At 72.9% G+C, this 13,741-nt stretch carries 14 protein-coding genes and 1 tRNA gene; 9 read left to right on the top strand and 6 right to left on the bottom strand.

Going from position 1 to position 13,741, the window contains the following annotated elements; genetic code table 11:
- Nucleotides 1–3 precede the first annotated feature (3 nt).
- The 6 genes from paaA (at nt 4) to ACS04_RS19535 (ending at nt 4,951) form a co-directional block, all read left to right on the top strand.
- Entirely contained in the window at nt 4–1,035 is a 1,032-nt protein-coding gene (gene paaA, locus ACS04_RS19560; RefSeq protein WP_048477946.1) for a 1,2-phenylacetyl-CoA epoxidase subunit PaaA, read from the top strand.
- Nucleotides 1,032–1,316, top strand: coding sequence for a 1,2-phenylacetyl-CoA epoxidase subunit PaaB (gene paaB, locus ACS04_RS19555; RefSeq protein ID WP_048477945.1), 285 nt, complete (start codon nt 1,032–1,034; stop codon nt 1,314–1,316). Before paaA ends, paaB begins: the two co-directional genes overlap by 4 nt.
- The gene (paaC, locus tag ACS04_RS19550) at nt 1,313–2,053 is read left to right on the top strand and encodes a 1,2-phenylacetyl-CoA epoxidase subunit PaaC (RefSeq protein WP_048477944.1); all 741 of its coding nucleotides are present in this window, start codon (nt 1,313–1,315) and stop codon (nt 2,051–2,053) included. Before paaB ends, paaC begins: the two co-directional genes overlap by 4 nt.
- On the top strand, nt 2,047–2,568 hold the full coding sequence (gene paaD, locus ACS04_RS19545) for a 1,2-phenylacetyl-CoA epoxidase subunit PaaD (protein WP_398023306.1): 522 nt from the start codon (nt 2,047–2,049) through the stop codon (nt 2,566–2,568). The genes paaC and paaD overlap by 7 nt, the downstream gene beginning before the upstream one ends.
- Nucleotides 2,569–3,696, top strand: coding sequence for a 2Fe-2S iron-sulfur cluster-binding protein (locus tag ACS04_RS19540; protein ID WP_048477943.1), 1,128 nt, complete (start codon nt 2,569–2,571; stop codon nt 3,694–3,696).
- 112 nt (nt 3,697–3,808) lie between these two features.
- Nucleotides 3,809–4,951 carry an acyl-CoA dehydrogenase family protein gene (locus ACS04_RS19535; protein WP_048477942.1) on the top strand — a complete coding sequence of 381 codons (1,143 nt, stop codon included), beginning with the start codon at nt 3,809–3,811 and terminating at the stop codon, nt 4,949–4,951.
- Between the two features lie 46 nt (nt 4,952–4,997).
- Here the strand turns inward: ACS04_RS19535 and ACS04_RS19530 are convergent, their stop codons facing one another.
- From ACS04_RS19530 to ACS04_RS19505, 6 genes are all read right to left on the bottom strand, one after another.
- Nucleotides 4,998–5,342: a rhodanese-like domain-containing protein gene (locus ACS04_RS19530; protein ID WP_048477941.1), complete on the bottom strand. Its 345-nt coding sequence runs from the start codon at nt 5,340–5,342 to the stop codon at nt 4,998–5,000.
- Nucleotides 5,343–5,378: 36 nt separating this feature from the next.
- Entirely contained in the window at nt 5,379–6,188 is an 810-nt protein-coding gene (locus ACS04_RS19525) for a J domain-containing protein (RefSeq protein ID WP_048477940.1), read from the bottom strand.
- A gap of 70 nt (nt 6,189–6,258) precedes the next feature.
- Nucleotides 6,259–7,707: a DUF2252 domain-containing protein gene (locus tag ACS04_RS19520; RefSeq protein WP_245236448.1), complete on the bottom strand. Its 1,449-nt coding sequence runs from the start codon at nt 7,705–7,707 to the stop codon at nt 6,259–6,261.
- 89 nt (nt 7,708–7,796) lie between these two features.
- A complete protein-coding gene (locus tag ACS04_RS19515) occupies nt 7,797–8,444 on the bottom strand; it encodes a response regulator transcription factor (protein WP_167352593.1) in 648 nt (215 codons plus the stop codon).
- A gap of 20 nt (nt 8,445–8,464) precedes the next feature.
- A complete protein-coding gene (locus ACS04_RS19510; RefSeq protein WP_048477938.1) occupies nt 8,465–10,141 on the bottom strand; it encodes a sensor histidine kinase in 1,677 nt (558 codons plus the stop codon).
- A 269-nt stretch (nt 10,142–10,410) separates the two neighbouring features.
- A tRNA-Leu gene (locus ACS04_RS19505) sits at nt 10,411–10,493 on the bottom strand.
- A gap of 292 nt (nt 10,494–10,785) precedes the next feature.
- Here ACS04_RS19505 and ACS04_RS19500 point away from each other — a divergent pair.
- From ACS04_RS19500 to ACS04_RS19490, 3 genes are all read left to right on the top strand, one after another.
- Nucleotides 10,786–11,601, top strand: a complete 816-nt coding sequence (locus ACS04_RS19500) for an FHA domain-containing protein (RefSeq protein ID WP_048477937.1) — start codon at nt 10,786–10,788, stop codon at nt 11,599–11,601.
- Nucleotides 11,602–11,611: 10 nt separating this feature from the next.
- Complete coding sequence (locus tag ACS04_RS19495) at nt 11,612–12,118, top strand: FHA domain-containing protein FhaB/FipA (RefSeq protein WP_048477936.1); 507 nt, start codon at nt 11,612–11,614, stop codon at nt 12,116–12,118.
- Between the two features lie 141 nt (nt 12,119–12,259).
- Nucleotides 12,260–13,723: a Stp1/IreP family PP2C-type Ser/Thr phosphatase gene (locus ACS04_RS19490; RefSeq protein ID WP_048477935.1), complete on the top strand. Its 1,464-nt coding sequence runs from the start codon at nt 12,260–12,262 to the stop codon at nt 13,721–13,723.
- Nucleotides 13,724–13,741 lie beyond the last annotated feature (18 nt).

Raw genomic sequence — 13,741 nt, 5'->3', positions numbered from 1 at the left:
GGGATGGTGGCAGTGACCCCGGAGACGGGGCAGGACTCAGGCCTCGGGGCTGACCTCGGGGCTGACCTCGGAGCCCAGCTCGCGGCAGCCTTCGACGCCGCCGTGGCGGCCGACGAGCGCGTCGAGCCGCGCGACTGGATGCCCGAGGCGTACCGCGCCTCGCTCGTACGCCAGATGGCCCAGCACGCCCACTCCGAGATCATCGGCATGCAGCCCGAGGCCAACTGGATCACCCGCGCGCCCTCGCTGCGCCGCAAGGCGATCCTCATGGCCAAGGTCCAGGACGAGGCCGGGCACGGCCTCTACCTGTACAGCGCCGCCGAGACCCTCGGCACCAGCCGCGACGAGCTGCTCGACAAGCTCCACTCCGGCAAGCAGAAGTACTCCTCGATCTTCAACTACCCCACCCTGACCTGGGCCGATGTCGGCGCGATCGGGTGGCTGGTGGACGGCGCGGCGATCACCAACCAGGTGCCGATCTGCCGCTGCTCCTACGGGCCGTACGCCCGCGCGATGGTCCGGATCTGCAAGGAGGAGTCCTTCCACCAGCGCCAGGGCTTCGAGCTCCTCATGGCCCTGTCCAAGGGCACCGAGGCGCAGCACGCGATGGCCCAGGACGCCGTGGACCGCTGGTGGTGGCCCTCGCTGATGATGTTCGGCCCGCCGGACGACGAATCGGCGCACTCCGCGCAGTCCATGGCCTGGCGGATCAAGCGGCACTCCAATGACGAGCTGCGCCAGCGCTTCGTCGACATCGCCGTCCCGCAGGCCGAGGCGCTGGGCCTGACCCTGCCCGACCCCGACCTGAAGTGGAACGAGGAGCGCGGGCACCACGACTTCGGCGCGATCGACTGGGCCGAATTCTGGGACGTGCTCAAGGGCAACGGCCCCTGCAACGAAGAGCGGATCGGCCGGCGGCGCCGGGCGCACGAGGAAGGCGCCTGGGTCCGCGAGGCGGCCGCGGCGTATGCGCGGAAGCACAGCGCACAGCACGCCGTACAGAACACGGCGACGAACGAGGAGGCAGGGGTATGACGCAGAACTGGCCACTGTGGGAGGTGTTCGTGCGCTCGCGCCGCGGCCTCTCGCACACGCACGCGGGCAGCCTGCACGCGCCCGACGCGGAGATGGCCCTGCGCAACGCCCGCGACCTCTACACCCGACGCGGCGAGGGCATCTCGATCTGGGTGGTGCCCTCCGCCGAGATCACCGCCTCCTCGCCGGACGAGCGGGACCCGTTCTTCGCCGCCTCGGCCGACAAGCCGTACCGGCACCCGACCTTCTACGAGATCCCCGAGGGGGTGCACCACCTGTGAGCAGCACCGATGCCGTGCAGAGCCCAGTCTCTCGCCCCGCCGCCCTCTCCCTCGGGGACGACGCGCTGATCCTCTCCCACCGCCTCGGCGAGTGGGCGGGCCACGCCCCCGTCCTGGAGGAGGAGGTCGCCCTCGCGAACATCGCGCTCGACCTGCTCGGGCAGGCCCGCGTCCTGCTGTCCCTGACCGGCGACGAGGACGAGCTGGCCTTCCTGCGCGAGGAGCGGTCCTTCCGCAACCTCCAGCTGGTCGAGCAGCCGAACGGGGACTTCGCCCACACCATCGCCCGCCAGCTCTACTTCTCCTTCCACCAGCACGAGCTGTACACGGAACTGGCCGCCGGCGACGGACCGTTCGCCCCGCTCGCGGCCAAGGCCGTCAAGGAGACCGCGTACCACCGCGACCACGCCGAGCAGTGGACCCTGCGGCTCGGCGACGGCACGCAGGAGAGCCGCGCCCGCATGCGGACCGCCCTGGACGCGCTGTGGAAGTACACGGGCGAGATGTTCCAGCCGGTCGAAGGCATCGAGGGCGTCGACTGGGCCGCCCTGGAGGACCGCTGGCTGGCCGCCGTGGGCGGCGTACTGGAGCGGGCCGGGCTCGCACTCCCCGAGGGCCCGCGCACCGGCGCCTGGGCCGCCGGGGCGGGCCGCCAGGGCCTGCACACCGAGTCCTTCGGCAGGCTGCTCGCCGAGATGCAGCACCTGCACCGCAGCCATCCGGGGGCGTCGTGGTGACGGAGCAGGCCCCCGGGGCCGCCGAGGCCGTGACCCGCCTGGAGGCGGAGCTGGCCGAGCTCGCCGGCTCGGTCCCCGACCCCGAGCTGCCCGTCCTCAGCCTCGCCGAGCTCGGCGTGATGCGCGGGGTGCGGATGTACGAGGACGGCCACGTCGAGGTCACCCTGACCCCGACCTACACCGGCTGCCCCGCCATCGAGGCGATGTCCGCCGACATCGAGCGGGTCCTGACCGGCCACGGCATCCCGGACGTGCGGGTGCGCACCGTCCTGGCCCCCGCCTGGTCCACCGACGACATCAGCGCCGAAGGGCGGCGCAAGCTGGCCGAGTTCGGCATCGCCCCGCCGCGCCCGCACGCGGCCGGCGGACCGGTCCCGGTGGCCCTCTCGGTCCGCTGCCCGAACTGCGGATCGACCGACACCGAACTGCTCAGCCGGTTCTCGTCCACCGCGTGCAAGGCGCTGCGCCGCTGCACCGCCTGCCGTGAACCGTTCGACCACTTCAAGGAGTTGTAGATGGCCGCGTCCACGCCGTCGCCCACGTCGGGCTCCGGGCGCCCCGCGCGCCACGGCGCCTTCCACCCGCTGACGGTGGCGGCGGTCGACCGGCTCACCGACGACTCCGTGGCGCTGACCCTGCGCGTCCCCGAGGAGCTGCGCGGCGAGTACCTGCACGCCCCCGGCCAGCACCTCACGCTGCGCCGCCGCACCCCCGAGGGCACCGAGGTCCGGCGCACGTACTCGATCTGCTCGCCCGCCCCGGCCCCGGCGGGCCCGGGCCCGGCGGCCCTGCGGGTGGGTGTGCGGCTGGTGGAGGGCGGCGAGTTCTCGACGTTCGCCCACAAGGAGATCGCCGCCGGGGACGTGCTGGACGTGATGGTCCCGGCCGGGCGGTTCGTCCTGGAGCCGGCCGCCGCCCCGGCCGGTGGGCACTACGCGGCGATCGTCGGCGGCAGCGGGATCACCCCGGTGCTGTCGATCGCGGCCTCGCTGCTGGCGGAGCGGCCCGACGCCCGGTTCTGCCTGGTCCGCAGCGACCGTACGGCCGCGTCGACGATGTTCCTGGACGAGGTCGCCGACCTCAAGGACCGCTTCCCGGACCGGTTCCAGCTGGTGACCGTCCTCTCCCGCGAGGAGCAGGAGGCCGGGCTGCCGTCCGGCCGGCTCGACGAGGAGCGGCTGAAGGCCCTGCTGCCCGCGCTGCTGCCGGTCGCGGAGGTGACGGGCTGGTACCTGTGCGGCCCGTACGGGCTGGTCATGGGCGCGGAGCGGGCCCTGGGGGCGCTCGGCGTCGTACGGACCCGGATCCACGAGGAGATCTTCCACGTAGAGGACTCGGCCGCCCCGGCCCCCGCCGCGGCCCCGTCCCGCGTACGGGTCACGGCCCGCCTCGACGGCCGCTCCGGGACCTGGCCGGTCCAGGGCGGCGAGTCCCTGCTGGACGCCGTGCTGCGCAACCGCGCGGACGCCCCCTACGCCTGCAAGGGCGGTGTCTGCGGCACGTGCCGGGCGTTCCTGGTCGCGGGCGAGGTCCGGATGGACCGGAACTTCGCGCTGGAGGCGGAGGAGACGGAGGCCGGGTTCGTGCTGGCCTGCCAGTCGCACGCGGTGACCGGGGACGTGGAGATCGACTTCGACCGCTGAGGCCGCGGCCTGACCCGCGCTGTCCATTTCCCCCGTCCTGCTCTATCTTGACGCACCGTCAGGTCCGGTCCGGGCCTGACGCCGGGATCCGGTGCGCGCGGGAGGACAGGCAGTGGACTTCACCTTCACCGAGGAGCAGCAGGCCGCCGTCGAGGCGGCGAAGGCCGTCTTCGCGGACGTCGCCCCCGACGGCGTGCCCAGCCCCGCGCTGACCCCGGGGGCCGTCGCCGAGGACTTCGACCGGCCGCTGTGGGCCAAGCTGGCCGCGTCCGACCTGCTGAGCCTGGTCCTCGCCGAGGAGCACGGCGGCGCGGGCCTCGACGCGGTCGCCCTGTGCCTGGTGCTGCGCGAGGCGGCGAGAGTGCTGGCCCGGGTGCCGCTGCTGGAGCACTGCGCCACCGCCATGGCCGTCCAGGCCCACGGCAGCCCCGAGCTGGCCGCCGCCCTGCTGCCCGGCGCCGGCCGCGGGACGCTCGTCCTCACCGCCGCCGCCCACGGCCGCAGCGGGCACGATCCCGCGGAACTCGCCGTCACTGCCCGGCGCGAGGGCGCGTGGTGGACCCTCGACGGGGTGCAGACGGCCGTCCCGTGGGCGCAGGGCGCCGACTGGATCGCCGTACCGGCGCACACCGGCGAGGGCGGGGCCGTCCTTGCGCTCGTACCGCGCGCCGCCGAGGGCCTCACCCTGGCCGACCAGGTCTCCACCAGCGGGGAGCGGCTCGCCGAACTCGCCCTGGACGGCGTACGGGTGCCCGCGAGCCATCTCATCGAGACCCCGAGCGCATGGGAGCGGCTGCACCAGCTCCTGGCCACCGGAACCTGCGCCCTGGCCCTCGGCCTGGGCGAGAGCGTGCTCACCATGACCAGCCAATACACCCGCAAACGCGAGCAGTTCGGCTTCCCGGTGGCCACCTTCCAGGCCGTCGCCGTCCAGGCCGCCGACCGCTACATCGACCTGCGCGCCATGGAGGTCACCCTCTGGCAGGCCGCCTGGCGGCTCGACGCGGCGACCGGCGGGGCCGGCGGCCCGCTGCCGAGCGCCGGGGACGTGGCCGTCGCCAAGATCTGGGCCTCGGAGGGGGTGCGCCGGGTCGTGCAGACCGCACAACACCTGCACGGCGGCTTCGGCGCCGACACCGACTACCCGCTGCACCGCTACCACGCGTGGGCCAAGCAGCTGGAGCTCCAGCTGGGCCCGGCCGCGGCCCACGAGGAGGCACTGGGCGACCTGCTGGCCGCCCACCCCCTCGCCTGAAGGCCGTGAAGCCCCTGACGGACGGCCGGCAGCCGCGCCTGCCGGTTTAGAGCACGAAGGCCGGGTTCCCGGTGTCGGTCACCATCGGGCGCCCGGCACCGTCCCAGGCCTGCATGCCGCCGTCGATGTTCACGGCGTCGATGCCCTGGCGCACCAGGTACTGGGTGACCTGCGCGGAGCGACCGCCCACCCGGCACATCACATGCACGCGGCGGCCGTCCTCGACGGCCTCCGTCAGCTCACCGAAGCGGGCCACGAAGTCACTCATCGGAATGTGCAGGGCACCTTCCACGTGTCCGGCAGTCCATTCGTCGTCCTCACGGACGTCGAGGACAAAGCCTTCGGAGGGCACCGCGGCGGCGTCCACCGAGGGAAGCGGTCCGAAGTTCATACGTCGCCTTCTCTCATCGCAGGTCTGTTCCCCAACCTATCCAACGAGCGCGGCAAGCTCCGCCTCACGCTTCGCGACATCGGCGAGCAGCTGCTCCGCGATCTGATCCAGCAGCCGGTCCGGGTCCTCCGGAGCCATCCGCAGCATCGATCCGATCGCGCTGTCCTCCAGCTCCCGCGCCACCACCGACAGCAGCTCCTTGCGCCGTGCCAGCCACTCCAGCCGGGCGTAGAGCTCCTCGCTCTCGTTCAGCCGCCGTACCTCCTCGGGCACGGGACCCGCGGCCCACTCCTCGGCCAGCTCGCGCAGCAGCCGCTCCTCGCCCCGCCCGTACGCGGCGTTGACCCGCGCGATGAACGCGTCGCGGCGCTCCCGCTCGGCCTCGTCCCGGGCCAGGTCGGGGTGCGCCTGGCGGACCAGCTCGCGGTAGAGGCGGCGTACCTCCTCCGTGGGCCGCACCCGCTGCGGCGGCCGCACGGTGCGGTCGGTGAGCATCGCGGACGCGTCGTCGGAGATGCCTTCCGAATCCATCCAGTCGTGGAACAGCTCGTCCACCCCGGGCATCGGCATCACCAGCGAGCGGGCGTCCCGGGCCCGCCGCAGATCCTCGGCGTCCCCGCTGCGCGCCGCCTTCGCCTCGGCGATCAGCGCGTCCAGCTCGTCGAGCCGCGAGTACATCGGGCCGAGTTTCTGGTGGTGCAGCCGGGAGAAGTTATCCACCTCCACCCGGAAGGTCTCCACCGCGATCTCGAACTCGATCAGCGCCTGCTCGGCGGCCCGTACGGCCCGCTCCAGGCGCGCCTCGGGTCGCTCGTCGCCCGTCTCTTCAGTCTGCTGCTCGCTCACCCGGCCAGCCTAAGGCCGTCCACGCCGGCTCCATGTTTCACGTGAAACATGGAGCCCGACCGTGACCCGCTCAGACCCCGGCCTCCGCCGCGATCCGCCCCGACTTCACCGCTGCCACGAGGTGGGCGTGGTCGGCCTCGCTCCGATCGGCGTACGCCACCGCGAAGGCGGCCATCGCCTCGTCCAGCTCGTCGTTCTTGCCGCAGTACCCGGCCAGCAGCCGCGGATCGGCGCTGTGCGCGTGCGCCCGGGCCAGCAGGGCGCCGGTCATCCGCCCGTAGTCGTCGATCTGCTCGGGGGCCAGCGCCGCCGGGTCCACGCTGCCCTTGCGGTTGCGGAACTGCCGCACCTGGTAGGGCCGCCCCTCCACCGTGGTCCAGCCCAGCAAGATGTCCGAGACCACCTGCATGCGCTTCTGCCCGGCCACCACACGACGGCCCTCGTGCTCCTCGGCCGCGCTCTCGAAACCCAGCGCGGGCAGGTGGGGCAGCAGCACGGACGGCCGCGCCTCCTTCACCTGGAGCACCAGCGGCTCGCCCCGGTGGTCCAGGAGCAGCACCACGTACGAGCGGGTGCCCACGCTCCCGGTACCCACCACCCGGAAGGCCACGTCGTGGATGGCGTAGCGGGCCAGCAGCGGCAGCCGGTCCCCCTGGAGGGTCTTCAGGTACGGGCCCAGCGCGGCCGCCACGGCCGCCGCCTCCCCGTCGCCGACCCGGCGCAGCACCGGCAGCGCGTCCACGAAGCGGCGCGACCCGTCGGGGCCGGCCTCGGTGGACTTGGCGGCGAACCGGGCCGAGGTGTTGTTGCGGGCCTTCTCCGAGACCCGCTCCAGGGTGCCCAGCAGATCGCGGGCGTCGGTGTGCGAGACGAGCTCCTCGTCCGCGATGGCGTTCCAGGCGTCCAGCGCGGGCAGCTTGGCCAGCAGCCGCATCGTCCGGCGGTACGCGCCCACCGTGTCGAGCGCCGCGGCCCGGCAGGTGTCCTCGTCCGCTCCGGCCACCCGTCCGGCCAGGACCAGCGAGGTCGCGAGCCGCTTCAGGTCCCACTCCCACGGGCCGAAGACGGTCTCGTCGAAGTCGTTCAGGTCGATGACGAGCCGGCCGCGGGCGTCCCCGTACAGACCGAAGTTGGCCGCGTGGGCGTCACCGCAGATCTGTGCGCCGACACCGGTCACCGGACCGCCGGAGAGGTCGTGCGCCATCAGCCCGGCCGCTCCGCGCAGGAACGCGAAGGGGTTCGCGGCCATCCGGCCGACCCGGATCGGCGCCAGCTCGGGGACGCGCCCCACATTGGAGTCCTCCACGGCCCGCACCGCGTCCGGCCGTCCGGCCGGCGCCTCGAAGTGCGCGTGCGCCGCACGCGGCACCCGCAGCCGCAGGGCCTTGCCCGCCTCCTTGGGAGAGCCCGCCGCGGCCCGCGCCGCGAACCCGGCGACAGCAGGTATCCGCCCGTCCGCGAGCGCCCACCCGTCCGCCCCGTCCGGCCCTGCCACTCGCTGCTCCGGTACCGTCGCCATCCGTGCCGCCCCCGCCCGTACCCGTCGTACTGTTCCGGCCGGACGACACCCGTCGCCCGGCTCACCACATGGATTCGGCCCGACCGTACCTACAGCCCGGCGTCCCTGGCCAGCAGGGCGGCCTGTACCCGGTTCTCGCAGTCCAGCTTGGACAGGATCCGGCTCACGTACGTCTTCACCGTCGCCTCGCTCATGTGCAGCCGCCGGCCCGCGTCCGCGTTGGACAGGCCCTCGCCCAGCAGCGCCAGCACCCCGCGCTCCCGCTCGCTCAGCTCCGCCACCCGCCGCCGGGCCCGCTCGCCGCGCGCCGCGCCCTGCCCCGTGGCCAGCTGGTCGACCACGTGCCGGGTCGCCCCCGGCGAGAGGTACGCGTCCCCGGCCGCGGCCGCCCGCACCGCGCCGATCAGCTCACCCGGAGCCGAGTCCTTCAGCAGGAACCCCGCGCCGCCCGAGCCCAGCGCCCTCAGCACGTTCTCCTTCTCCCCGAAGGTGGTCAGGATCAGCGCCCTGACCTCCGGCGCCGCCCGCCCCAGCTCGCCGAGCGCGGTCAGGCCGTCCATCACCGGCATCTGGATGTCCAGCAGCACCACGTCCGGCGCGTGCGCGCGGGCCAGTTCCAGGGCCTCGCGCCCGTTCGCCGCCTCCGCGACGACCTCGATGTCGGGCGCCGAGGTCAGGATCATCCTGATCCCCGCCCTGATCAGCGGCTCGTCGTCAGCGATCACCACTCGGATCACCTTGGCTGTCACCCGTGCTCCTACTGCTCGGACTCGTACGCCTGCTTGTCGACGAGCTTGCCGTCCTTGAAGCAGAACCGGAAAACAGTATTGGTGGTCAGCCCCGAGTCGTCCGACGACAGCAGTGCCAGACAGTCCGAGCCCGCCGGCCGCTCCGGGCCCTTGCGCTCCAGTCCCTCGGTCATGAAGCTGTCGCCGTCGGGCAGCTTCTTGCGGACCGCCTCCTCGGACTCGCCCACCCGGACCTTGTCGAAGTCCTCCTGGCTGATCATCGCGCTGCCCGCCGATCCGACCAGCATCACCACCCCGGCCCCGATCACGATCACCAGCAGCACCACCGCCGCGAAGGCGATCCCGCAGCCCATCGCGACGCCCCCGGCCCGGCTGCGGCCCCCCACGGCCAGCTCCTTGTCCACCGCCGCCCAGTCCATCGGCGGCGGCGCCACCGTGAACCCCCCGGCCTGCGCCTGGGCTTGGGCCTGCTGTCCGAAGTCGTCGGCGATGTCCTCCACTCCGGCCGGCTCCGCCCCGTACGGGAGCACGCCGGCCACCCGGAAACCGCCGCCCTCGGTCCCGCCCGCGTGCACCATCCCGCCGACCAGGCGGGCCCTTTCCCGCAGCCCGGTGAGCCCCTGGCCGCCCGAGACCACCGCACCGACGCCCGGACCGGCGGCCGGCCCGTTGGCGATCTCCACCACCAGCGAGTCGTCCTCGTACCGCAGTTCCACCGAGATCGGCGCCCCCGAGGCGTGCTTGTAGGCGTTGGTCAGCGCCTCCTGCACGATCCGGTAGGCCGCGTGGTCGCACGCCGCGACCAGCGGCCGCGGCCGCCCCGCCACGGTCATCCGTACGTCGGTCCCCGCACTCCGCGCCGCCTCCACGATCCCGGCGATCCCGGCCACCCCGCGCGCCGCGGGCTGTGCCTCCTCGGCCGGCACCGGTGCCTCGACCCCGTCCCGCAGGATCCCGACGACCTCCCGCAGTTCGTGCATCGCCGCGACCGAGGCCTGCCGCAGCACGCCCACCGCCTCGCGCTGGCGCTCGGTCAGCTGCGGGTCCACCTCCAGGGCGCCGGTGTGCACGGCGATCAGCGCCAGCTGGTGGCCCAGGCTGTCGTGCATGTCCTGGGCGATCCGCTGCCGTTCGCGCAGCCGGGCCTGCCCGGCGACCATCACGCGCTCCCGCATCAGCTGCCCGTTGCGCTCCTGGAGGGCCTGGAGCAGGGTCCGGCGCTGCGACCAGTAGCGGCTGGCCAGGCCCGGCATGACCGTCATCGCGAGGAACATCAGCGTGGAGAACACGATCACGAGCACGGGCCGCTCGTCGGACCACGCCTGCACCACGCTGAAGACGACCGCGGCGAGGAAGGCCACGGTGAACGCGGCCATCGCCCGGCCCACCCCGACGATCCGGCGCCCCGCCGACCAGCCGAGCAGGACGGTGACGAGCAAGGAGCCCGGCAGGAACGGGGAGACCGCCGAAGCCACGATCAGGGTCGTGGCCGGGAGCCGGCGCCGCGCCAGCGTGAGCAGCACCACGGCGGCGGCGCCGGCCGCCATCCGCTGCACGCTGCCGTTGTCGAGCTCCTCCACGCCCAGCCCGAGCAGCGCGAGCACCCCGCCGAGCACGAGGTCGCCCGCCAGCATCCGCCGCGTCCACGGCTCGGGCCCCTTCAGCCAGTTCCAGCCCGCCCGCATCCTCGCCGTCGCATCCACGCGGACGACCCTAGACACCACCGCGCCGCGGGGCCGCCCTCTTTCGTCGCGCCCGGGACGACGAAAGTCGAACCCTCGCGCGGGTGCCTTTCGCCAGGGCTGTAATCCGCATCACGAATGTGTGTGAACGTGCCGCCCGCTGCCAGGCGCCCGGGCCATCCGCCCGCGCACCGAAGGGAACTGACGGGAAGAAGTCCGGGAACCACGAAACGGCCGCCACCGCTTTCGCGATGACGACCGTTTCGTCGATGTGGGCGAGGGGGGATTTGAACCCCCACGTCCCGAAGGACACTGGCACCTGAAGCCAGCGCGTCTGCCGTTCCGCCACTCGCCCGAGCAGCACCCCAGTGGATCTTCCCTTTCGGTCCGTTCCCCTGGCGACGTCGAAACATTAGCACGTCGGAGGGGGTGGATTCACATCGCTTTCCCCGCACCCCCGGGCCCGGCCCGGATTGCCCCTCCCGCACCGTGCTCCCGGTGCGGGACACTGTCCCCTGAGCGCCCCTACGATCCCTTGTGAGTACCAACACTCATGCGCATGGGACCCAGGGGGAACCACCCGAATCCGCCACGCGTGGATACGATCAGTAAGCAGTACAGGGCGACAACGACGGAGGAGGTGCCCCATGGGAGTCCTGAAGCGGTTCGAGCAGCGACTCGAAGGTCTGGTGAACGGCACCTTCGCCAAGGTGTTCAAGTCCGAGGTCCAGCCCGTCGAGATCGCCGGCGCCCTCCAGCGCGAGTGCGACAACAACGCGACGATCTGGAACCGGGAGCGGACGGTCGTCCCGAACGACTTCATCGTCGAACTCAGCACCGGCGACTACGAGCGCCTGAGCCCCTACTCCGGGCAGCTCGGCGACGAGCTCGCGGGCCTCGTCCGCGACTACGCCAAGCAGCAGCGCTACAGCTTCATGGGCCCGATCAAGGTCCACCTGGAGAAAGCCGACGACCTGGACACCGGGCTCTACCGGGTCCGCAGCCGCACGCTCGCCTCCAGCACCTCCCAGGCGCCGCCGCAGGCCGCCCCCCAGAACCAGCAGGGCGGCTACGGCTACCCGCCGGTCTCCGCACCGCCGATGCCGGCCGGACCGCCCCCGGGCGCACCCGCTCGCCGGCCGGGCGCCGCGGGCCCGGCCCCCGTACCCACCGGAGGCGCCACCCGGCGCCACTGGATCGAGATCAACGGCACCCGCCACCAGATCTCGCGTCCCACGCTCGTACTCGGCCGAAGCACCGAAGCCGACGTGCGGATCGACGACCCCGGCGTCTCGCGCCGGCACTGTGAGATCCGGACCGGAACGCCCTCGACGATCCAGGATCTCGGGTCCACCAACGGCATCGTGGTGGACGGGCAGCACACCACCCGCGCTACGCTCCGCGACGGCTCGCGGATCGTCGTGGGCAGCACCACCATCATTTACCGGCAAGCCGAAGGGTGAAGCGGGGGCAATGTCAGAGCTGACCCTGACGGTCATGCGGTTGGGTTTCCTGGCCGTTCTGTGGCTGTTCGTCATCGTGGCCGTCCAGGTCATCCGCAGCGACCTCTTCGGTACGCGCGTCACCCAGCGCGGCTCGCGCCGCGGTGGCGGGAACGCGTCCGGAGCACCGGCGCAGGCCGGCCGCCAGGCCGCCGCGCCGCCGCAGCAGCGCCAGCGCCGCGGAGCGCCCACCAAGCTGGTCGTCTCCGAGGGCACCCTCACGGGCACCACGGTCGCCCTCGCGGGGCAGACGATCACGCTCGGCCGGGCACATGACTCAACGATCGTGCTGGACGACGACTACGCGTCCAGCCGCCATGCCAGGATCTACCCCGACCGTGACGGCCAGTGGATCGTCGAGGATCTCGGGTCCACCAACGGCACGTATCTCGACCGGACCCGGCTGACCACCCCGACGCCCATTCCGCCGGGCGCCCCGATCCGCATCGGCAAGACCGTCATCGAGCTGCGGAAGTAGTACGAGAATGAGCGAGCGGAGCGAGCGAGCCGCGGCAGTCCGGACCACCCGGGACACGGACCCGAGCGCGCTCCCGACCGGAGGGTGGGCAGTGTGGCTCGAGACCGGTTGTACCCGGAGGAATCGACTGGGCAGGTGCGCATGAGTCTGTCCCTGCGGTTCGCCGCCGGATCCCACAAGGGCATGATCCGCGAGGGCAACGAGGACTCCGGCTATGCCGGTCCCCGGCTCCTCGCCGTCGCGGACGGCATGGGCGGCCAGGCCGCCGGCGAGGTCGCCAGCTCCGAGGTGATCTCCTCCCTCGTGCAGCTCGACGACGACGTCCCGGGCTCCGACATCCTCACGTCGCTCGCCACCGCCGTGCAGCGAGCGAACGACCAGCTGCGCGTCATGGTCGAGGAGGACGCCCAGCTCGAAGGCATGGGCACCACCCTGACCGCGCTGCTGTGGACCGGCCAGCGCCTCGGCCTCGTCCACGTCGGCGACTCCCGCGCCTACCTGCTCCGCGACGGCGTCCTCACGCAGATCACCCAGGACCACACATGGGTGCAGCGCCTCGTCGACGAGGGCCGCATCACCGAGGAGGAAGCCACCACCCACCCGCAGCGCTCCCTCCTCATGCGGGCGCTCGGCAGCGGCGACACCGTCGAGCCGGACCTCTCGATCCGCGAGGTCCGCACCGGTGACCGCTACCTGATCTGCTCCGACGGGCTCTCCGGCGTCGTCTCGCACCAGACCCTGGAAGAGACCCTCGCCGACTACCACGGCCCCCACGAGACCGTGCAGGCCCTGATCCAGCTCGCCCTGCGCGGCGGCGGACCGGACAACATCACCTGCATCGTCGCGGACGTCCTCGACACCGACAGCGGCGACACCCTCGCCGCCCAGCTGAACGACACCCCGGTCGTCGTCGGCGCGGTCGCCGAGAACCAGCACCAGCTCTTCGACGCGGGCGCCATGCAGACCCCGGCGGGCCGCGCCTCCGGCCTGGGCCGCCAGGCCCCCCCGCAGGCCGGCGCCTTCGGGCCCCCCGGCAGCGGCGAGGCCCCCGGCTACGGATACCCCGACCAGGGCCAGGGCGGCGGCGGCACGTACGGCAGCTTCGGCGAACCCGACCCGTACGAGGACGACTCGCGCTACGAGGACACGTACGACCACCCCCGCCGGCGCCGCGGCAAAGGGCGCAAGTGGACCACCCGCACCCTGATCCTGCTGATCGTCGCCGGCGCCATCGGAGGCGGCCTCTACGCCGCCCACCGCTGGACCCAGACGCAGTTCTACATCGGCGTCAAGGGCGAACACGTGGCGCTGTTCCGCGGCATCAGCCAGAACCTCGGGCCGCTGGAGCTCTCCAAGGTGGAGAACGACCGCACCGACATCGAACTGAAGTACCTGCCGCCCTTCAAGCGGAAGCTGGTCGAGGCCACCATCACCGAGACCAGCCTCGACGGCGCCCGCCGGAAGATCGACGAACTCGGCGTCCAGGTCGCCGCCTGCAAGAAGGACGAGGAGCGCCGCGCCGCGGAAGCGCAGAACCCACCAGCACCCGGTCCCAGCCTGACTCCCACGGAGCAGTCCCTGGTCGGCCTCTGCGGCAAGCAGTAGTACACACCCGCGGGCACA

This window comes from Streptomyces roseus (assembly GCF_001044425.1).
GTDB classification, from domain to species: domain Bacteria; phylum Actinomycetota; class Actinomycetes; order Streptomycetales; family Streptomycetaceae; genus Streptomyces; species Streptomyces roseus.
Note: the sequence above shows the minus strand (reverse complement) of the source record. Positions and strands in the feature narration are given on the sequence as shown.